At 37.3% G+C, this 20,142-nt stretch carries 19 protein-coding genes and 1 riboswitch; of the genes, 15 read left to right on the forward strand and 4 right to left on the reverse strand.

The genetic code is table 11. The annotated features are described in order from the left end of the window. Window positions 1-46 precede the first annotated feature (46 nt). A riboswitch (TPP riboswitch) is annotated at window positions 47-158 on the reverse strand. A gap of 34 nt (window positions 159-192) precedes the next feature. Continuing rightward, window positions 193-1,017 (reverse strand): Cof-type HAD-IIB family hydrolase, encoded by an 825-nt coding sequence (locus BHF70_RS08845; protein ID WP_075759878.1) that lies wholly within the window; start codon window positions 1,015-1,017, stop codon window positions 193-195. Between the two features lie 184 nt (window positions 1,018-1,201). On the opposite strand from BHF70_RS08845, the gene BHF70_RS12890 reads away from it, so the two are divergent. The 5 genes from BHF70_RS12890 (at window position 1,202) to BHF70_RS08870 (ending at window position 7,185) form a co-directional block, all read left to right on the forward strand. Then, window positions 1,202-2,626: a patatin-like phospholipase family protein gene (locus tag BHF70_RS12890; RefSeq protein ID WP_330390911.1), complete on the forward strand. Its 1,425-nt coding sequence runs from the start codon at window positions 1,202-1,204 to the stop codon at window positions 2,624-2,626. 67 nt (window positions 2,627-2,693) lie between these two features. Continuing rightward, window positions 2,694-3,719 carry a hypothetical protein gene (locus BHF70_RS08855; RefSeq protein WP_075759879.1) on the forward strand — a complete coding sequence of 342 codons (1,026 nt, stop codon included), beginning with the start codon at window positions 2,694-2,696 and terminating at the stop codon, window positions 3,717-3,719. 10 nt (window positions 3,720-3,729) lie between these two features. Next, a complete protein-coding gene (gene vanR / locus BHF70_RS08860; protein ID WP_075759880.1) occupies window positions 3,730-4,431 on the forward strand; it encodes a VanR-ABDEGLN family response regulator transcription factor in 702 nt (233 codons plus the stop codon). Then, on the forward strand, window positions 4,409-5,554 hold the full coding sequence (locus tag BHF70_RS08865) for a sensor histidine kinase (protein WP_083638390.1): 1,146 nt from the start codon (window positions 4,409-4,411) through the stop codon (window positions 5,552-5,554). Before vanR ends, BHF70_RS08865 begins: the two co-directional genes overlap by 23 nt. Continuing rightward, the gene (locus BHF70_RS08870) at window positions 5,551-7,185 is read left to right on the forward strand and encodes a putative manganese-dependent inorganic diphosphatase (protein ID WP_075759882.1); all 1,635 of its coding nucleotides are present in this window, start codon (window positions 5,551-5,553) and stop codon (window positions 7,183-7,185) included. Before BHF70_RS08865 ends, BHF70_RS08870 begins: the two co-directional genes overlap by 4 nt. Here BHF70_RS08870 and BHF70_RS08875 read toward each other — a convergent pair. The 3 genes from BHF70_RS08875 to BHF70_RS08885 are packed head-to-tail and all read right to left on the reverse strand — an operon-like array spanning window position 7,150 to window position 9,438. Next, the gene (locus BHF70_RS08875; protein ID WP_075759883.1) at window positions 7,150-7,746 is read right to left on the reverse strand and encodes an NUDIX hydrolase; all 597 of its coding nucleotides are present in this window, start codon (window positions 7,744-7,746) and stop codon (window positions 7,150-7,152) included. The genes BHF70_RS08870 and BHF70_RS08875 overlap by 36 nt on opposite strands. A gap of 9 nt (window positions 7,747-7,755) precedes the next feature. Continuing rightward, window positions 7,756-9,174 carry a [FeFe] hydrogenase H-cluster radical SAM maturase HydG gene (hydG, locus tag BHF70_RS08880; protein WP_075759884.1) on the reverse strand — a complete coding sequence of 473 codons (1,419 nt, stop codon included), beginning with the start codon at window positions 9,172-9,174 and terminating at the stop codon, window positions 7,756-7,758. Window positions 9,175-9,183: 9 nt separating this feature from the next. Next, window positions 9,184-9,438, reverse strand: coding sequence for a TM1266 family iron-only hydrogenase system putative regulator (locus tag BHF70_RS08885; protein ID WP_075759885.1), 255 nt, complete (start codon window positions 9,436-9,438; stop codon window positions 9,184-9,186). Window positions 9,439-9,846: 408 nt separating this feature from the next. On the opposite strand from BHF70_RS08885, the gene BHF70_RS08890 reads away from it, so the two are divergent. From BHF70_RS08890 to BHF70_RS08940, 10 genes are all read left to right on the forward strand, one after another. After that, a complete protein-coding gene (locus tag BHF70_RS08890) occupies window positions 9,847-11,013 on the forward strand; it encodes an iron-containing alcohol dehydrogenase (RefSeq protein ID WP_075759886.1) in 1,167 nt (388 codons plus the stop codon). A 253-nt stretch (window positions 11,014-11,266) separates the two neighbouring features. Continuing rightward, complete coding sequence (locus BHF70_RS08895; RefSeq protein ID WP_075759887.1) at window positions 11,267-12,343, forward strand: ABC transporter substrate-binding protein; 1,077 nt, start codon at window positions 11,267-11,269, stop codon at window positions 12,341-12,343. A gap of 21 nt (window positions 12,344-12,364) precedes the next feature. Next, window positions 12,365-12,706 carry a P-II family nitrogen regulator gene (locus tag BHF70_RS08900; protein WP_075759888.1) on the forward strand — a complete coding sequence of 114 codons (342 nt, stop codon included), beginning with the start codon at window positions 12,365-12,367 and terminating at the stop codon, window positions 12,704-12,706. A 91-nt stretch (window positions 12,707-12,797) separates the two neighbouring features. Then, a complete protein-coding gene (locus BHF70_RS08905; protein ID WP_075759889.1) occupies window positions 12,798-13,937 on the forward strand; it encodes an ABC transporter ATP-binding protein in 1,140 nt (379 codons plus the stop codon). Further along, window positions 13,921-14,793, forward strand: a complete 873-nt coding sequence (locus tag BHF70_RS08910; RefSeq protein WP_075759890.1) for an ABC transporter permease — start codon at window positions 13,921-13,923, stop codon at window positions 14,791-14,793. The genes BHF70_RS08905 and BHF70_RS08910 overlap by 17 nt, the downstream gene beginning before the upstream one ends. A gap of 3 nt (window positions 14,794-14,796) precedes the next feature. Further along, the gene (locus BHF70_RS08915; RefSeq protein WP_075759891.1) at window positions 14,797-15,618 is read left to right on the forward strand and encodes an ABC transporter permease; all 822 of its coding nucleotides are present in this window, start codon (window positions 14,797-14,799) and stop codon (window positions 15,616-15,618) included. Window positions 15,619-15,657: 39 nt separating this feature from the next. Continuing rightward, a complete protein-coding gene (locus BHF70_RS08920) occupies window positions 15,658-16,812 on the forward strand; it encodes a tyramine oxidase subunit B (RefSeq protein WP_075759892.1) in 1,155 nt (384 codons plus the stop codon). 22 nt (window positions 16,813-16,834) lie between these two features. Continuing rightward, window positions 16,835-18,019, forward strand: a complete 1,185-nt coding sequence (locus BHF70_RS08925) for an MFS transporter (protein WP_075759893.1) — start codon at window positions 16,835-16,837, stop codon at window positions 18,017-18,019. 83 nt (window positions 18,020-18,102) lie between these two features. Then, entirely contained in the window at window positions 18,103-18,600 is a 498-nt protein-coding gene (queF, locus tag BHF70_RS08930) for a preQ(1) synthase (protein WP_075760574.1), read from the forward strand. Window positions 18,601-18,832: 232 nt separating this feature from the next. Then, on the forward strand, window positions 18,833-20,083 hold the full coding sequence (locus BHF70_RS08940) for a hypothetical protein (RefSeq protein WP_075759895.1): 1,251 nt from the start codon (window positions 18,833-18,835) through the stop codon (window positions 20,081-20,083). Window positions 20,084-20,142 lie beyond the last annotated feature (59 nt).

A 20,142-nucleotide genomic window follows, 5' to 3' on the forward strand; every position in this document is an offset into this window, starting at 1 on the left:
AAAGACAAACAAAAACACCGATTATCATGTTTTCAGTATTTGTCCATTATCATAGCATCCAAATCCCTACGGCGGCATTATCCGCATCAGGTTTATGGTCGAAGCAATGCTTCCTCTCAGCTAAGACAAAAGTCTTTTAAGCTCCCATTTCAGTTACTAGAATATTGTATCATTGTAAAAGAACGATATCAACTAAAAAGCGAACTTTTCGATGGCATATGCAACGCCATCTTCATCGTTGGATTTGGTGATAAAATCAGCGATTTCTTTAACTTCCGGTTCAGCATTTCCCATAGCAACAGAAAAGCCAACAGCGTTTAACATATCAAGGTCATTAAAACTGTCACCAATAGCCATAGTCTCTTCAGGTTTGATATCCAGTATCTGGGCAAGTTTCAAAATAGCATTTCCCTTTTTTGCAGTTTTAGAAGTAAGCTCAAGATTTCCACGAAAGGCAGATGTAACATCCCAAAAATCTTCTTCTTTATAAAAATCAAGAATCTCCTGGCGCAGTGATAAGTCAGCAAAAAGCAAATGGATTTTCTCTAAAGGAAAAGGATTCGAAATCAGCTGATCAAGGAGATTCTCTTTAAAGATTCTAGGAGTCTGGAAACGGGCAATATCAGGAAAAGCATCTAAAATGCTCTGCATCTTTTCAGAATGACCTTTATCAGCATAACAGCTTCCGTTAAAAAACAATTCAATAATCACCGGAAGATCATGAAGTTTCTTTAAAACATCAGGAATTTTAAAAGCAGACATTAAATCTTCATAAAGAGGTTTATCCTGTGTCAGGTCAACAACAGAAGAACCATTAGAAACGGCAGCATAACGAATACCAGGAATATCCAGTAACTCAACAGGCAAAAAAGACCGAGGACGACCGGTAGCAGGAAGAACACAAACACCATGAGAAATGGCATCAGCAATAACCTGTTTTGTACGAGAGGAAATTTCCTTGCGGCTGTTAAAAGTAGTACCATCAAGATCCAAGGCAATCAATTTCACATTTTTCATCAATAATTCTCACTTTCTTCACAATAAATTAATGTAATCTATTATATCATACAAGCACCAAAACATGCTATAATGTACACGTAAGAGCCGAGCCATGCAGGAAGATGTAGATTTAACATGAATACCTTTTGTTTACAAAAGAGGTATTCATGTTAAATCTACATCAGACTATAGGGCGAAGCCCGTGACCGAGAAATCCGAAGGATTTGGAGGGAAGGCAGGGCGAGGAGAGCCAGAGAAGGCGAAGCCCGTGACCGAGAAATCCGAAGGATTTGGAGGGAAGACAGGGCGAGGAGAACCAGAGAAGGCGAAGCCCGTGACCGAGAAATCCGAAGGATTTGGAGGGAAGACAGGGCGAGGAGAGCCAGAGAAGGCGAAGCCCGTGACCGAGAAATCCGAAGGATTTGGAGGGAAGGCAGGGCGAGGAGAGCCAGAGAAGGCGAAGCCCGTGACCGGGAAATCCGAAGGATTTGGAGGGAAGACAGGGCGAGGAGAGCCAGAGAAGGCGAAGCCCGTGACCGAGAAATCCGAAGGATTTGGAGGGAAGGCAGGGCGAGGAGAGCCAGAGAAGGCGAAGCCCGTGACCGAGAAATCCGAAGGATTTGGAGGGAAGGCAGGGCGAGGAGAGCCAGAGAAGGCGAAGCCCGTGACCGAGAAATCCGAAGGATTTGGAGGGAAGGCAGGGCGAGGAGAGCCAGAGAAGGCGAAGCCCGTGACCGAGAAATCCGAAGGATTTGGAGGTTTGGAGAAAAGGGAACAAAAGGAGATAGAATATATGCCTGGTTTAATATTAGAAGGAGGAACATTTCGTCCCATCTTCAGTGCAGGTGTAATGGACGCATTGCTGGATGAAGACATAATGTTCCCTTACATTATTGGTGTTTCAGCTGGAATTTCCAATGGCTTTTCCTATATATCAAAACAAAAGGAAAGGAACCTTCATGTATTGCTCAATCATAGGAACGATCCAAGATATATGGGGAAAAGAAATCTGTTAAAAGAAAAGAGTCTGATAGGATTAGATTTTGTTTATAACATTATGCCTAATAAATTATATCCTTTTGACTGGGATACATTTTATGCATATAAGGGAAAAATTTTAGTAGGAGTAACCAATGCAGTTACAGGACAGATTGAATATAAAGATGGGAAAAAAATAGATAAAAAATGTACTATGCTTCGAGCAAGCTGTGCACTGCCGCTTATTTTTCCGTCAATTAAAATGAACGGTATGCCTTATTTCGATGGAGGAATTGCGGATCCGATTCCGATTCGCAAATCCATTATGGATGGAAATGAAAAAAATCTGATCATTTTAACACAGCCAAAGGGATATCGAAAGAAACTCAGTAAAAGTAATAAAGTAACGGCATTTTTATTTCATAAAAAATATCCGAAGCTGCCGCAACAGTTGTTGACTCGTTATAAACGCTACAATTATACAGTAAAATTCTGTGAACGTCTGGAAAAACAAGGAAAGGCAGTTGTGTTAAGGCCTGAATATCCATTAGATAGTATGGAAAGTGATATCGATGTATTAAAACAGACTTATGACATGGGGTATCGTTTGGCGAAAGAACATATGAAAGAAATAAAGGAATTATTTTAAAGCTGTCAATTCTTATGATATAATCATATAAGGAAGTATATTCCTGTATAAAATAAAGGAGGCAGCTATGACACAGATACAGGCATCTGAAAAAACATATATTGAAGAATTAGCAACAAATCAGCTGAGAAATCTTATGGTCATATGTGAGCGTCTGTTTCTGGAATTTAATGAGGAAAGTCAGGCAGATGAAATGGCAAAAAAGATTGCAAATAAGCTTCAGGATGAGCCGGAACTGCTTGGAATCATGCTCCAGAAAGAGGCAGTGGAATGTCTGTTTCATTTGTGGGATATGGAAGAATCCAATATAATGAAGGAGTCGTATCTCAGAGAATTACAGCAGCTTCGATATCTTGGATTTATATCCATGGATGAAGAAACATTGTTTGTTAACATGGAGGCGAAAGATATCTTTTTCTTTTCAATGAAAGGGCATCGTATGAAGTCTGATATTGAAAAGTATACACAATGGGAAAAAGTTATATTTGGAATGTTGTTTTCTTATGGAATACTTGATATTTATTATTGTTATCAGATATTTAAAAAAATCATGAATCTTGATATCACCTATGACCAGATGGAAGAATTTTTTATGATTCGTATTATCTTCTGGAATAGTGGTCTGATGCTGAGGAATCAAACAGATATGAGGCTTTTTTTTGCCAGCCGTGAAGTGACCAATCGAAATGAGATATTTGATCAGTGGAATCAGCGGCCTGAACTTAAGTTTAGGGAATATACAAAAGATGAATATATTAATCTGGCAATGGGAAATGGAATCATCAGCTGGGATGGAATTCCAGAATTCTTTTCTTTTGTTTTGGATGAAATAGAAGATGACCGGTATAAGGCAATGTTAATTATGAAATCCATTGTATTAATGGTTCAGAATGGATCAGCCTATCCTGATATTGTACTTCAGGTTATCAGTCTGCTGGATGAAGAGTCCAGAGAGAAAAAGCAGATAATTAGTGATTTTGTTGAAAGAATTTATTACAGTATACCTGTATATGGACAAAAGGGTTATTCACGAAATGAATTAAAAGATAAACATGATAGGATATTTCAAGTCATAGATGGAGGAAAGTGCTGAGGAGGAAGATATGAAGCAATCAACAGTATTAGTAGTAGATGATGAAAAAGAAATTGCTGATTTTATTGAATTATATCTTAAAAATGAAGATTATCAAGTGTATAAGTTTTACAATGGAACAGACGCTTTGGAGTGCATCAAGCAGGAAAACATTGATCTGGCAATTCTGGATGTGATGCTGCCGGATGTTGATGGATTTGAAATCTTAAAACAGATTCGGCTGGAATATAATTTTCCTGTTATTATGCTGACAGCAAAAGTTTCATCGATGGATAAAATCAACGGACTGACACTGGGAGCAGATGATTATATCGAAAAACCTTTTGAACCATTGGAACTGATGGCAAGGGTTAAGGCTCAGCTCCGCAGGTTTATCAGGTATAATGATGGGGCCGGGATCAATCAGGAAGATACTCAGGAGATTGCAGGCTTGATTTTAAACCGTTCAACCCATCAGTGTCTTTATGGTGAAGCAGAAATTACTTTGACACCTCTTGAGTTTTCTATTTTATGGATTTTAACAAAGAACCGCGGCAAAGTAATAAGTTCAGAAAATCTGTTTGAACAGGTATGGAAAGAAAAATATTTCAAAAATAATAATAATACAGTTATGGTGCATATTCGTCATTTAAGAGAAAAGCTGGGAGAAGTTATGGGCCATAAAGAACTGATTAAAACCGTTTGGGGAGTTGGATATAAAGTTGAGGAGTAAATATCGAAGCCTGAAAATACGAATAATGTTGCAGACTCTGGGAATCAGTATCATTGTAGCACTGATAGGATATTTTATACTTGATATTTTTGTGGATGGTGTCCTTCAGGATCCATTTGCTAAAACAGTGGTCTATATGTTTCAGCGAATAGGCATGAATGAAGTGGAGGCAATTCGTTTATATCGTTTGATTTTTTGGAAAAATAAAGTCCTGATTGTTGGCGGCTTTTTCATGACTTTGCTTTTGTTTAGTTTTTACCTTGGAATGTCTAAGTTCACAACGTATTTAAGACAGGTTGAAAACGGGATTCAGATGATTCTGGATGAATCCAGTAACAGGATTCTCCTTCCGGAACCATTACAACCTCTGGAGAACAAATTAAATGAAATTAAAAGAACTCTGAAAGAGCAGAGGAGAAATGAAGAGGAAAATGAGCAAAGGAAGAATGATCTGATTGCGTATCTGGCACATGATCTGAAAACACCTCTTACATCAGTGATTGCATATCTGACATTATTAAATGAGGCACCGGATATGCCGACGGAACAGAGGGCAAAATATACAGGGATTTCATTGCAAAAAGCAAAAAGACTTGGAGAAATGATCAATGAATTTTTTGAAATTACCAGATACAATCTGCAGAATATCACACTGGAAAAAAAAGAATTTTATCTTTATGTTTTACTGGAGCAGGTATTGGATTCCTTTAATCCTATTTTAAAGGAGAGAGGTTTACAATATACAATTGATGTAGATGACAGGATTTTAATTAATGGAGATCCGGATCGTCTTGCAAGGGTTTTTGAGAATCTTTTAAAAAATGCAGTAGCCTATTGCTATCCCAACAGTACTATAAATGTACATGGAATTGTGGAAGGTGAAGGGGCAAGGATACTTGTAAGAAATCAGGGGAAGACGATTCCGCCTCATCAATTAGAAAAACTGTTTGAAAAATTTTATCGTCTGGACGAAGCAAGATCTTCAGAAACAGGAGGAGCAGGACTTGGGCTTGCCATTGCAAAAGAGATCGTGGAGCTTCATGACGGAACAATAAAGGTTGACAGTCAGAATGGTTATACGACTTTTTCCATCTGGCTGCCAAGAATAAAGGAGGAAACATGAAAAAAGTATACGTAATCGGTCATCGCAACCCAGATACAGATTCTATCTGTTCTGCACTTGCATATGCCAATTTAAAGAATCAGGTAAATGGCGGAGGATATGAAGCACGTCGTGCGGGAAATGTTAACGGAGAAACCAAATATGTTTTAAAACAGTTTGGTGTAAAAGCTCCGGTTTATGTTAGCGATGTACGCCCTAAAATGACAGATATCAATCTTCATATTGTAGATGGAGTGAAAAGCAATAACTCCATTAAAACTGCAAGGGATATGATGCAGAAACAAAAGATCGTGGCACTGCCGGTTTTAGATGGAAAAAAACTGGAGGGACTGGTATCCATCAGTGATATCGCACATGCAGATATGGATGTTTATGATAATGAAATTCTTGCTAAATCTAAAACACCATATAAAAATCTTTTGTCCACACTGGAAGGTAAAATGCTGGTGGGAGATGAAGAAGGAGTTATTTCAGAAGGAAAACTTTCAGTTTCTGCTGCAAGTGTTGACAAAATGGAAGAGTTTGTAAAAGAAAAAGATATTGTAATTTTGGCAAACCGTCCAGATGCTCAGAAAGCGGCAATTGAAGTTGGTGTTCAGTGTATCGTTGTATGTATGGGTACAGAAGTTGACACAGAAGTTCTTGATCTTGCAAAAGAAAAAGGATGTCGTGTTATTGCAACTCCATATGATACATTTATTGCCAGCCGTCTGATCTGTCAGGCTATTCCGGTTTCTTATGTTATGGCATCTGAAAATATTGTATCATTTTGTATTAATGATTATGTTGATGATGTTAAGGAAGAAATGACTAAGAAAAGATTCCGTTATTTCCCTGTAATGAATGCAGATCATGAATTTGTGGGAATGGCATCTCGTCGTAGATTATTGGAATTTGATAAGAAACAGATGATTCTGGTTGACCATAATGAAGTATCTCAGGCAGTTGAAGGACTGGAAGAGTGTGAAATTCTTGAAATTATCGATCATCATAGAATTGGAAATCTTGAGACTGTATCACCTGTTTATTTCCGCAACCAGCCGGTTGGATGTACAGCAACTATAGTAACCCAGATGTATAGAGAGCAGGGAGTTGAGATCACAAAACCAATTGCAGGTCTGCTTTGTTCAGCGATTCTTTCTGATACACTGATGTTCCGTTCACCAACATGTACACCGGTAGATGAACAGACAGCAAAAGAGCTGGCACAAATTGCAGGAATTGATGTGGAAGAGCATGCAAAATCCATGTTCCGTGCAGGAAGTGATTTGAAAGGAAAAGCTGCAGATGAAATCTTTTATCAGGATTATAAGAAGTTTACAGCAGATGATATTACTTTCGGAGTTGGACAGATTACATCTCTTGATCAGTCAGAATTAGAAGAAATTCAGGAGAAGATTCTGCCATATATGGAATCTGTAAGAGAAGAGCAGGGATTAAATATGGTATTCTTTATGCTCACCAATATTCTGGAAGAAACCACATATCTTGCAGTTACAGGAGATGGCAGTAAAGAAATTATTGAACGGGCATTTGAGACAGAGATTGAAGGAAAAGTAGCAGTTCTTCCTGGAGTTATGTCCAGAAAGAAACAGTTAATCCCTAATGTACTGAATGTTATTCAGCAGTAATTTGGCGGTAAGTCCCCAGATGATATGATTTTCATAGTGATAGAAGGCAACCTGGTATTTTCCTTTTGCCCATGGGTAATGTTTTCCGCCAGGAATATCCTCAAAAGGGAAATTATTTTCTGGAACAGTGAGAATATCTGTGTAATAAAGAGCCGGTTGTGTTTTCTGAAAAAATCGCAGAGGGACAGTAAAAACAGAATCAACCTCGTCAGAGCTAAACTGTCCATGATAATGGATAAGTTCACCAAGAAACGGTTCAATTCGTATCTTGGAAGGAGATATAAAATAATCCAGAGGACCATAGAGCTTCAGATTGGAAGAATCAATCTGAAGCTCTTCTTTGGTTTCTCTTATAGCTGCTTCCAGAGATGTCTCTCCTTCTTCCAGCCGGCCGCCAGGGAAGCACACTTCTCCTGGCTGATGATTTAATTTATGGGAGCGGACTTCGAACAAAATATGATATCCGTCTTCTTTTTTTATGAGAGGTATGAGCACTGCAGATACCCTCTCAAGATCTTCCTCTATTCGTTTTGGAACATGCATATTTAAATGTTCAAACATAGCTATCTCCTAAAATCTAAAATCACGTTTACCTTCATGAATATTTTCAATATATTCGGTTGCTTTCTGTTTTACTACCGGATTTGGAATCTTCGCCAGTTCCTGTCTGATTAATTTTTCTCCTTTTTCTTTTACCTCATCTGAAGCATAATCTTCAAGATATTCTTTCAAAGTCATTAAAGCATTTGGAGCACAGCAATTGGCAATCTGACCGGATTTTACAAGGGTCATGAAACGATCCCCGGTACGTCCTTCACGGTAGCATGCGGTACAGAAACTAGGTATGTGTCCAAGATCCATAAGCCATCCAATGATTTCATCCAATGTACGTTCATCATTTCTTTCAAACTGTGCAGAGTTATCTTCTGGTTTTTCTTTTTCTGCATATCCTCCGACACTTGTGGAAGAAGCACCACTAATCTGGGATACACCGACACGAAGAACTCTTTCTCTGGATTCCTGGGTTTCACGGGTGGAAACGATGATTCCGGTATATGGAACGGCAACACGAAGAATAGCAACGATTTTTTCGAAAATATCATCGTTAATTGCATTTTCAAAATCATCAGGATTGATATCTTCTGCAGGACGGATTCGTGGAACACTGATAGTATGAGGACCAACACCAAATTTAGCTTCCAGATGTTCTGCATGCATTAAAAGACCTGCAAAATCATAGCGGTACATATCCAGTCCGAATAATACGCCAATACCTACATCATCAATACCGGCAGTCATGGCACGGTCCATAGCCTCTGTGTGATATGCATAATCATGTTTTGGCCCTGTAGGATGAAGGACTTCATAGGTATCCTTATGATAAGTTTCCTGGAACAGAATATATGTACCAATTCCAGCATCTTTCAGTTTCTTGTAGTTTTCCTCTGTTGTTGCGGCAATATTCACATTGACACGTCGGATAGCACCATTTTTGTGTTTAATACTGTAAATAGTCTTAATGCTTTCCAAAACATATTCAATAGGAATATTTACAGGGTCTTCACCGGTTTCAAGAGCCAGACGTTTATGTCCCATATCCTGAAGAGCAATAACTTCTTTTTTGATTTCTTCCTGGGTCAGTTTTTTTCTTCGGATATTTTTGTTTTTGTAATGATATGGACAGTAAGTACATCCGTTAACACAGTAGTTTGCAAGATAAAGTGGGGCAAACATAACAATACGGTTACCGTAAAATTCTTCTTTGATCTTAATGGCAAGGTCATAAACTTTTTGTATCAATTCAGGATCTTCACAGGCAAGAAGCACGGAAGCTTCACGGTGAGAAATTCCTTTTAGTTTTTTTGCTTTTTCAATAATAGATAAAATTAACTCTTTGTTATCTTTGTTGGCGTCAGCATATGCTATTGTATCTTTGATTTCCTGATCATCAATAAATTCTTCAGCAACGCCGGATTCTGGTTTATACATTTTCCTCTCCTATCTTTTTTTGGTGAACATTGATTTTACAGTGGCACCATGAATCATGCCAAGCTGTCCTGATAAGGTGCTGATGGTCTTTTCTGGAGCATCCAATACTACAGAAATAATATTGATGTCTCTCTCACGATATGGGATGCCCATACGTCCTACAATATATTCACTGTATTTATGCAATGTCTTGTTAACTGGTTCTACAGCATCTGCCTGTTCGATAATAATACCGATCAGAGCAATACGTGTTGGTTCATTCATGATAAAATCCTCCATTTTTATTTTCCCCGGACACCTGGTCGCATCTTTCACGGAGCGTTTGTTGTTACACAGGAAATTCAAGGGAATTTCCTGTGTAATAACAAAAGGCATATCCCAAGAGGATATGCCATGTGAAATCTTTCTATAATGATACTGGAAAAAGACCTGAAAAGGTCCATGTATCAGTATGGAAATCAAACTTGGCATCAGGAAAAACCTTGGCTTCAGAATGATTGTTTTGCTATCATTTATTGTATCGGAAGATGTGCCAAAAGTCAATTTACTTATTGTCTTTCAAAAATTTGTATGTTATACTCAATCTCAATAAAAGCTGGTTAAAGCTTTATAGATATCAGAGGTCAATGGGGGCATAGTATGCGCTCACTTTTTTATTTATTAGGAGGATCTATGCAGAATTTTTATTATGATATTCCAACAAAAATTGCCTTTGGAAAAGGTGAAATTGCGAAGCTTCCCAAATTTGTAAAAGAATTTGGCAATAAAGTATTGATCGTATATGGAGGAGGGAGTATCAAACGAACAGGATTGTATGATACAGTGATTCATCTGTTAGATGAAAATGATATTTCTCATGAAGAGTTATCAGGTGTAGAACCTAATCCGAGAATTACAACAGTTGCAAAAGGGGCTGACATGTGCAGGGAGCACGGTATTCAGGTTGTTCTTCCTATTGGTGGCGGAAGTACAATTGACTGTGCTAAAGCAATTGCAGCGGCATATTATTTTGACGGTGATCCATGGGATCTTATCTGTGATTTTAGCCAGGCAACGGAAATTTTACCGATTATTTCTGTATTGACACTGGCAGCTACAGGTTCAGAAATGGATTTATTTGCGGTTATATCCAATGAAGAAACCAAAGACAAGATAGGAATCGGAAGCCCTCTGGTTTATCCAAAATACTCTATTCTTGATCCTGAATATACATACTCTGTGCCGAAATATCAGACAGCAGCAGGAACGGCAGATATAATGGCACATATTTTTGAAGTATATTTCTGTGGAATCCAGGGTACTTTTATGCAGGACAGAATTATGGAAGCATTATTAAAAACCTGTATACATTACGGACCGATTGCCTGTGAGAAACCAGATGATTATGATGCCAGAGCAAATCTTATGTGGACCTCCAGCTGGGCAATCAATGGAATGATCGCATGTGGAAAATCTGCAGCATGGCCGATACATGCCATGGAGCATCAGTTAAGTGCATATTATGATGTTACTCATGGACATGGACTGGCAATTTTAATCCCTGTGTGGATGAAACACATTCTCAACGATAAGACTGTGGATATCTTTGTAAATTATGGAATCAATGTGTTTGGTATTGATCGGGAACTGGATAAAATGGAAATTGCCAATAAGGCCATTGAAAAAACAAAAGAAGTCTTTGATTCTATGGGATTAAGCGATACACTGCGATCTATCGGTATTGAGACAAAAGAGAACTTTGAAGTAATGGCAGAAAAGGCACTGGGAGATGGACTGGATGATTATATTGTGCCTTTAACAAAAGCAGATATTATTCATATTTATGATGAATGTTTTTAATGGCTGGTCATAGATTGGTATAATAAAAATAAAAAAATACCTTGACAAAAGTTAATAAAAAGAATATAAAATAAGGCATAGATATTTTACAGACGTCAAAGGAGACATAAGTCTTCTCTGGCGTCTTTTTTATTTCATTAAAAAATTGTTTTGCAATATACCTATGAAATAAAAATCGCTCCGCTTGGTTCTTCTAAATTCCAAAGACAAGGCGAGAGACATAGTGTTAACAGACAGCAAGGAGGAGAATAAGATGAAAAAAGCGATGTTGAAAATTCTTGCACTTACCATGACCATGGCGATGGCTGTTGGAGGTCTGGCAGGATGCGGGAAAAAGGAAGAAAAAACAAAAGATGGTTATGCAAAAGAAATCAACTTTATTACCTGGGATTCTCAGTATTCTGAACAGGTATTTAAGGATTTTGAGAAAAAATATGGAATCCATGTTAACGTAACTTATATCAATAATACAGATGAATTATTGTCTAAAATGCTCAATGGTGGAGCAGATTATGATCTGATTGATATTGAATCAGCCTATGTTGAATCATTTGTTAAAAATGATCTGGTACAGAAACTGGACAAAGAGCAGATTCCAAATTATAAGAATTTTTATAAAGAGTGTCTGGGTGTTGTAGGTGATGAGAAAAACGAATATACAATACCTGCTTTTGGAAAAGGTTTTACAACAATTATTTATAACAAAGAAACATGTCCGATTAAGATTACAAAATTCTCTGATCTTGCAAATCCAAAATTAAAAAATCAGATATGTATGGTTAACTCAACTATTTCCCTGTTTGGTATGGCGCTTCAGTCATTGGGATACAGTGCAGGAACAAATAATGAGAAAGAAATTAAAGAAGCAGCTGATATACTGACAAAGATTAAACCAAATGTAAAAACATTTGTTGGATCTTCAGGTGAAAATCAGATGTTAAAGGGAGAATGTTCTGTAGGATTCTTGTGGGACTACACATTGCTGATGCAGGATAAGAAAAACTGGGATAAATTTGCTATTGCTGATCTTGAAACCGGATCTGAATCTTTTATGGAAACACTGGCAATACCAAAAGAAACAGAAAAGACAAAAGAAGCTCATTTGCTAATGAACTATTTAAGTGAGCCGGAAGTTCAGGCAGTCAGTATACAGGAATGGGGCGATATGCCATGTATGGATTGTGAAAAATATCTGCCAGATGGATATATGGATAATCCGGCATTTAATCTTCCATCTAAATTCAAGAAAGCTATGTGGATGGCACCGGTAAATGATAAACAGATTGAGCTTATGGATAAGTACTACACAAAATTCATGAGTGAAAAATAATAAACAGCAAGGAGAGTCGTTATGAAGAAAATTGAAATTATTACAAGACCTGAAAAATTAAATGATTTAAAGAAAGTCCTTACAGTCCATAACAGTCAGGGAATGACCGTTATGTCAGTTATGGGATGTGGAAGACAGAAAGGATATATAGAAGAACTGAATATCACCGGAGATGATATTAATCTGCTTCCAAAGATCATGGTGTTTGCTGTTGTGGAAGATTCAGCTTTAACTGATATTATGGCAGATATCACAAGTGCAATGGGAACTGGAAAAACTGGTGACGGAAAAGTATTTGTTTATGATGTATGTGATGCTTTAAGAATCCGAACCAATGAACGTGGAGATGCTGCATTAAATTAAAAATATATCAAATTCTGGCAATGAGGTCAGTCCTTAAGGGGATTGGCCTCATTGCCTTTTATGGCTGATTTAATGCAAGGAGGAGATTGATATGAAGGATAAAATAATTGTTTCACTGGAAAATGTGGAAAAATGGTATGGCGATAACCACGTTGTAAAAAATATGAATATGGAAATTGCAGAAGGAGAATTCCTGACTTTGTTGGGCCCTTCCGGATGTGGGAAAACAACAACTTTAAGAATGATTTCCGGATTTGAATCTCAGACATCAGGTTCTATTAAAGTCGAGGGCGAAAGTGTTGAGAAGAAAGAGCCTTATCAGAGAGATGTAAATACCGTATTTCAGAACTATGCATTGTTTCCTAATATGAATGTTTTTGACAATGTGGCATATGGTTTAAAAGTCAAAAAAGTGCCAAAAGCTGAAATTAAAGAAAGAGTAGATGAAATGCTGAAGCTGGTAGAACTGGATGGCTTCGGAAAACGTCGAATAGACCAGATGTCAGGTGGCCAAAAGCAACGTGTTGCCATTGCAAGAGCGTTGATCAATCGTCCGAAAGTATTACTTTTAGATGAACCTTTAGGTGCGCTGGATTTGAAACTTCGAAAGCAGATGCAGATTGAATTAAAACGTTTGCAGAAAAAATTAAATATCACTTTTGTATATGTTACGCATGATCAGGAAGAAGCCTTGACTATGAGTGACCGAATTGCAATCATTAATCAGGGTGTTTTGGAGCAGATTGATGAACCTAGAAAAATATATGAAAAGCCAAAAACAAAATTTGTTGCAGGATTTATCGGAGAATCTAATATTCTTGATGTTGTAGCACTGGAAGATATGGGAGACGGTGTACTGAAAGTAGGTTCAGAAGCAGGAAATGGTCTGGTTAAAACAGAAAACTACAAATCCGGAGATACATTTTCTATTTCCGTACGTCCTGAACATATGATGTTTTCCAAAGAGCCAATGGAAGGCTTTTCATTACGAGGAATCGTAAAGGATACGATTTATGTAGGAAATCTTATTAAAATGATGGTTCAGTTAAATAATGGAGATGAGATTAAAATCAATCGTTTCAATGCCGAAGATCTTGCAGAAATCGGAGATAAAGTTTATCTATACTGGCATCTGAATAAATGTGTAGCCGTAGAAAATCAGAGCCGAAGCATCGTTGACACAGATACTGTCAGAGATTTAGGAGGCGATTGGAATGAAGCAGAAAAGTAAAAAAACAGTTGCAGCAAGAGTTGCGGAATTTGTCCAGGCAGGGCCAATTAGTATTTATGCTGTTATCTTTATTATTATTCCATTTCTTGTATTGCTATTTATGAGTTTTATGACCAAAGGACCTTTGGGAACCATTCAATATAAATTTACATTGGATAATTATAAAACAATATTGGAACCTGTGTACTGGAAAGTTGTGAAAGATTCTATTGTCATTGCAGGAATTTCTACCATTGCAACGGTATTTATCGGATATCCTCTGGCATACTATGTGGCAGGAAAAAAACCCGGTGCATCTAATGCCATGCTTATGTTGATGATGATTCCGTTCTGGGCAAGCGAGCTGGTTATTTTATACAGCTTTGTTACATTATTTAATAAGACAGGAATCATTAATACATTTCTTTTAAATATTGGACTAATTCAGCAACCACTAAATCTATTGTATAACAAGTTTGCTATTGTTGTAGGTATGGTATACTCACTGTTACCATTTGCCGTGCTTCCAATGTATTCTTCCATTGAGAAAATGGATAAAAGCCTTCTGGAAGCTTCTAAAGACCTTGGAGCAGGACCTGTTAAAACATTTTTAAATGTAACTCTTCCTTTAACAGCGCCTGGAATGTTTGCTGCAGTTATTCTTGTATTTATACCTTCTGTTGGATATTACATGATTACTGACATGTTAGGAGGAGGTACCAATATTATGATTGGTAATATTATTTATAATCAGTTTACCGTAGCCAGAAATTGGCCATTCGGATCAGCATTATCAATTATTCTGGCGGTTATTATTCTGATTATGGTAGCAATTTACAGTAAGATGGGCGGAGACCTGGATGATTTGGGGGTGTAGGAAATGAAAAATCCAAGAATGCTGAAGAAAAAAATATTTGCCGGATTTGGACATTTTTATGCACTGCTAATGCTTGCATTCTTTTATATTCCGGTTATCGTAATGGTAATTTACTCTTTTAATGACGGAAAGAATAATAACACCTGGGGTGGATTTACAACCAGATGGTATACAGAACTGTTTCAAGATACAGAATTGTGGGGTGTATTTGGAACCACGGTATGGATTGCAATCGTATCAACAATTCTGGCTATTATCATTGGAACGCTGGGAGCTGTAGGGCTTCATAAATGTAAATTCAGCGGGAAAGGGATTATCACAAATTCCATGTATCTTCCTATTGTAGTGCCGGAGATCGTCCTTGCCATTGCAACCTTTATTGCACTGCAGACAGCCGGGTTCGAGCTGGGACCTGCAGCTATGATTCTGGGAAATACAACATTGGTACTTCCTTATGTATATATTACAGTTAAGTCAAGACTGGTCGGTATGGATCCTTCTATTGAAGAAGCATCCCTTGATTTGGGAGCAAACAGAGCCTATACCTTTTTGCACGTTATACTGCCAGCTGTAATGCCTGGAGTAATGTCTGGAGCATTTATGTCTTTCACACTGGTACTGGATGATCTGATTGTATCAAGTTTCCTGGCAGATGCCACCACTGTAACACTTCCAATGAGAGTATACTCTATGCTGAAAAAAGGAATTAAGCCGGAAATCAACGCACTTTCTACTGTAGTCCTGGCAGCATTTCTGATTGCTCTATTGGTTTATGGAATTATTTTGTTTGTGAAGGGAAGAAAAAATAAATTAGCTTATAACTAGAACATTGACAACGTAATGAGACAGAAAAGAGGTTTGGATATGAGTGATACAAAAATTGAGTTTTTATATTTAAACGAAGAAGATATGATCAAATCCGGAGTACTGGATGCGGGAAGATGTGTGGATGTTATGGAGGATGTAGTTACCTTATTAAGTGAAGGTGACTACCGTATGGGAGGAAAAGAAAATAACTCCCATGGGTTATATGTAACATTTCCGGATGAATCAGACATTAAAGATTTTCCGTTAAATGATTCCAGGGATCGCAGATTTGTATCTATGCCGGCTTATCTTGGAGGAAAATATCATTTATGTGGTGAAAAATGGTATGGTTCCAATGGAAGAAATGCGGCAAAAGGACTTCCAAGATCTATTCTTATGGTAACCTTGAACGACCTGGAAACAGGGCAGCCAATTGCTTATATGTCAGCTAATCTGCTAAGTGCTATGAGAACAGGTGCCATGCCAGGTGTGGTTGCAAAACATCTTGCAAGAAAAGATTCAAAAGTTATTGCACTCATTGGAGCAGGTGTCGTAAACAAAACAAGTATTATGGCTTATCTTTCCAAGTTTCCGGGAATAGAAAAAGTAAAGATAAAAGGTAGCACTCCAACATCAAGAACAGCAATGGAATTAAAGGCGTTTATTGAAGAGAAATATCCAGATTTAAAAGAAGTTACGGTATGTAAAACACTGGAGGAAGCAGTGAAAGATGCTGATATTATCAGTGAGGGTGTTTCTACAACTGTAAGAAAATGGCCTGTCTATGATCCAAAATGGTTTAAACCGGGAGTTGTATTTATTTCTTCCGGAAGTATGGGACTGACAGATTTAACATTTGCCAGAGATCATATGACCAAGGTTGTGGATAATATTAAAATGTACGAGGAATATGTGGATGAATTTGAAGAGTATGATAAACAAACCGGTAAAAGGCTGTCATCAGGTATTCCTGGAATGTATTTTGTAAATATGATTCAGGACGGGGAAATTGACCCTAAAGAGGTAAGACATCTGGGGGATATTGTACGAGGAATCGTTCCAGGAAGAACTTCAGATGATGAGATGTTTCTGGTAAGCGTTGGAGGCATGCCGATTCTTGATGTGGCATGGGGAAAAACATGCTATGACCGTGCCGTTGAATTAGGATATGGAACTAACTTGAAATTATGGGATCAGCCATATTTTGCATAAAGAAAAACTAAGAGGAAAAAAAGTGACAAACAGACGATTACAGGTACATTATTGTTGTGTTCAAGGGGCGTATTGGATACTTGCAGCGATCATGTCCGGATTTATGACACCAATCCTACAGGCAAAAGGGTTTTCAAGTATGGAAATTGGAATTTTGCTTGCGGTAAAGCATATCTCTTCTATATTTGTACAGATGTGGGTTGCAGATTTTTCCGATCGGCATGCAGATCGGATTCCATTAAAGTACATTATTGGCACGGGACTTCTAATAGGGATTATTGCAACCGGTGTATTTTATTCCTGTCCGGAAAATTTTATAACAGCAGTTTTTCTGTTCCTGATTTTTGGTTCGACTATTAATATTATAGTTTCTTTTATTGATGCAATGTCTATTCAATATATAAATTCAGGAAAGAATATCAGCTATACAATGGCAAGAGGATGTGGTTCTTTTACATGGGCAGTGTCCAGTATCTTTCTAGGCAGATATGCTGATCAGTACGGTGCAGCAAAACTCCTTCTCGTTCAAATGGGAATTTCTTTTCTGCTGTTCATGATTATTTTAACCATCCAACCGGCTCAAGTAGTAGAGCAGGCAAATCATAAAAAACAGAAAGTGGAAGTCCATAGTATTGGATATTTATTAAAAAATTATCCTGGATATACATTATTTCTCCTGTCTTGTGTTTTAACGACCATCTGCTATAATACGGGAAGCTGTTTTTTGATTGATATTGTAAAAGCAACCGGGGGTGGAGAAAGTGAATACGGAATTGTGTGTTTTGTACTGGCTATTGTTGAGATTCCAACCGCTGTCTTTTTTATGAAGATGAAAGAAATCGTTGGATTAAACCGGTTATTGATGATTTTCACTATTTCGAATACGTTGAAAGCAGCAGTTTTATTTTTTGCCACAAATGTTTATGCTATTTATTTTGATCAGATTTTTGAGATGTTAGGATTTGGTTTGTTTTATGCAGGAAGTGTTTTTTTTGTCATGGAACAGCTTCCATCGGAAGATGTTGTAAAGGGTACTACTTTGATTACGGTTGCGGTAAATGGGATTGGAACGGGAGTAGGCTCTATGATTTGTGGATGGATCATGTCTGTATTAGGACTAAAAGCACTACTTGGATCCGGTATTATGTTTGGTGCTGCAGGAATTTTTATTATGAGTCTTGCAATGTCAGAAAAAAGTAGACCATAATGTCATTTTAAGATGGCATTATGGCCTTTTTTTGTTATAATGAGATTAATCAGAATATCAGAAATTTGGAAAGGAATATAACAATGAGCGGAAGAAATGATTTGGAACTGGGGGATATCACTTTACTGGGAAATCAGAAAACGAAATATCCAGATGATTATGCACCGGAGGTTCTGGAAACGTTTCCTAATAAGCATCCGGATAATGATTATTTTGTCAAATTTAATGCACCGGAATTTACAAGTCTTTGTCCTATAACCGGACAGCCGGATTTTGCAACTATTTATATTTCCTATGTACCGGGAGAGAAGATGGTTGAGAGTAAATCCTTGAAGTTATATCTGTACAGTTTCAGAAACCATGGAGATTTCCATGAAGATTGTATGAATATTATAATGAAAGATCTAATAAAGTTAATGGAACCAAAATATATTGAAGTTTGGGGTAAATTTACTCCAAGAGGAGGAATTTCTATCGATCCTTATTGCAACTATGGAAAACCAGGGACAAAATGGGAAGAAGTAGCTTGGAATCGACTGGCAAACCATGACTTGTATCCGGAAAAGATCGATAATCGATAGTATATCAGATGAGGGATGACTCCCGCCTCTGTAGGCGGTGAGCAACAATTATGTATCAGTGGCGGGTTTCAATCCCCCATCTGATATACGCTCCGCGAGGATGCGCAGGAATTCGGATTGGAAGTATGTCTGCTATGCAGACCCGAATTCCGCGCCAAGACTCGCGAGCGAGTCTTGAATTAAAAAGAGGGAACAAATATTTTAAGGATATTTATTTTAAGGAGGAAGAGGTATGAGAAAAAGATTTTTAAAAGGAGCAGTTTGTGCGGCATTGGCAGTGTCGATGGCGCTGGGAACGGTCATGGTAGGGGCAAGTGATAAGATGGAATTAAAGGAGCACATCGCTTCAATTGATACCGCAAATAGCGGAATAAATTGTCGGATTACTTCCGTTGGGGTGGAACAAGGGAAAATTCCATTAGCTAAATCTGCAAGATCAGGGAGAGTGACTGCAAGAAGTGTACAGTATGATACGGCATATCTTGTGTATAATGCATATACAATAGACAAGGTGAATATGGATTTACAAGATACGACTCATTATACAAACTGGATATTAGGACGAACAACAGCAGATGCCAATACCATGGTTGTTAACATTACATTACAGAAATCAGGATATTTATATGTACCATTTATAGGGCAGGATGAAAATGGACTAGATCAAAATACAGAACTTACTTTATATCAGGGAAATACAAAGGTTGGGTGGACCTATGGTAGTTCTGGAGTATTAAAATCTCAGAAGGTTTTAGGAAGAGGGACATATCAATTGGTATTAAAAGCACCATATGGTAAAATAGGTTATGCAGCGGTTTATCCATATTATGTCACTTCTGAAAATATTGGAATGTCAACAAGCAGTAAATTAATTGTTGGAAATGGAAACAATATCGTTCAAACATTTAAAATCAGTGGAAGAAGACAGGTTTGGATTGATTCTGATAAAGCAGGGTATGGATATATTCAAAGATATACAAGTGGGAAGTGGAAAACTGTTTCCTATCAGAACTATTTTTACAATTCCAATGGAAAATTAGAAAGAGCATATTACGCATTAAGCACTGGAACTTACCGTTTTGTTATGAAACCAGCAAATGGAAATTTTGTTGAATTCCGTTATGGAAGTAAATTATATTCTGGTTCCTATGCAACTAAAAAATCTAAAGCGAAAACTTTAGGTCGTAAGAAATCAGCAAAATATAATGTTTTGACTGCAACAGATGCTAAAGGAAAATCACATTACTATAAAATTAAAGTAACAAAAAGAAGAAGTACAAGAATTAATATTACTACAGCTCAAAATTCAGGAAATATTAGAGTTACTGTATACGGAAAAGGTTTAAAAACAAAGAATTTATATTTTAATGGTAGTAAATCCGGGTATGTGAAAGGGACTTTGAGAAAAGGAACATATTATATTCGTGTTACGAAAATGACACAGAATACCAGCGGAAGATACTCTGTACAATATAAATACTAAAATTCTTTTGTTGATTTTTACACAATTTTATTTTTTCTTTAGAATTGTTTATAATCAGT

The sequence above is a fragment of the Anaerostipes sp. 494a genome, from assembly GCF_001940315.1.
GTDB lineage: Bacteria > Bacillota > Clostridia > Lachnospirales > Lachnospiraceae > Anaerostipes > Anaerostipes faecalis.

Excerpts from the sequence above, each read along its gene's own strand:
- BHF70_RS08845 (WP_075759878.1), bottom strand. The coding sequence starts at position 1,017 with ATGAAAAATGTGAAATTGATTGCCTTGGATCTTGATGGTACTACTTTT.
- BHF70_RS08855 (WP_075759879.1), top strand. The coding sequence starts at position 2,694 with ATGACACAGATACAGGCATCTGAAAAAACATATATTGAAGAATTAGCA.
- vanR (WP_075759880.1), top strand. The coding sequence starts at position 3,730 with ATGAAGCAATCAACAGTATTAGTAGTAGATGATGAAAAAGAAATTGCT.
- BHF70_RS08870 (WP_075759882.1), top strand. The coding sequence starts at position 5,551 with ATGAAAAAAGTATACGTAATCGGTCATCGCAACCCAGATACAGATTCT.
- BHF70_RS08875 (WP_075759883.1), bottom strand. The coding sequence starts at position 7,746 with ATGTTTGAACATTTAAATATGCATGTTCCAAAACGAATAGAGGAAGAT.
- hydG (WP_075759884.1), bottom strand. The coding sequence starts at position 9,174 with ATGTATAAACCAGAATCCGGCGTTGCTGAAGAATTTATTGATGATCAG.
- BHF70_RS08885 (WP_075759885.1), bottom strand. The coding sequence starts at position 9,438 with ATGAATGAACCAACACGTATTGCTCTGATCGGTATTATTATCGAACAG.
- BHF70_RS08890 (WP_075759886.1), top strand. The coding sequence starts at position 9,847 with ATGCAGAATTTTTATTATGATATTCCAACAAAAATTGCCTTTGGAAAA.
- BHF70_RS08895 (WP_075759887.1), top strand. The coding sequence starts at position 11,267 with ATGAAAAAAGCGATGTTGAAAATTCTTGCACTTACCATGACCATGGCG.
- BHF70_RS08900 (WP_075759888.1), top strand. The coding sequence starts at position 12,365 with ATGAAGAAAATTGAAATTATTACAAGACCTGAAAAATTAAATGATTTA.
- BHF70_RS08905 (WP_075759889.1), top strand. The coding sequence starts at position 12,798 with ATGAAGGATAAAATAATTGTTTCACTGGAAAATGTGGAAAAATGGTAT.
- BHF70_RS08910 (WP_075759890.1), top strand. The coding sequence starts at position 13,921 with ATGAAGCAGAAAAGTAAAAAAACAGTTGCAGCAAGAGTTGCGGAATTT.
- BHF70_RS08915 (WP_075759891.1), top strand. The coding sequence starts at position 14,797 with ATGAAAAATCCAAGAATGCTGAAGAAAAAAATATTTGCCGGATTTGGA.
- BHF70_RS08920 (WP_075759892.1), top strand. The coding sequence starts at position 15,658 with ATGAGTGATACAAAAATTGAGTTTTTATATTTAAACGAAGAAGATATG.
- queF (WP_075760574.1), top strand. The coding sequence starts at position 18,103 with ATGAGCGGAAGAAATGATTTGGAACTGGGGGATATCACTTTACTGGGA.
- BHF70_RS08940 (WP_075759895.1), top strand. The coding sequence starts at position 18,833 with ATGAGAAAAAGATTTTTAAAAGGAGCAGTTTGTGCGGCATTGGCAGTG.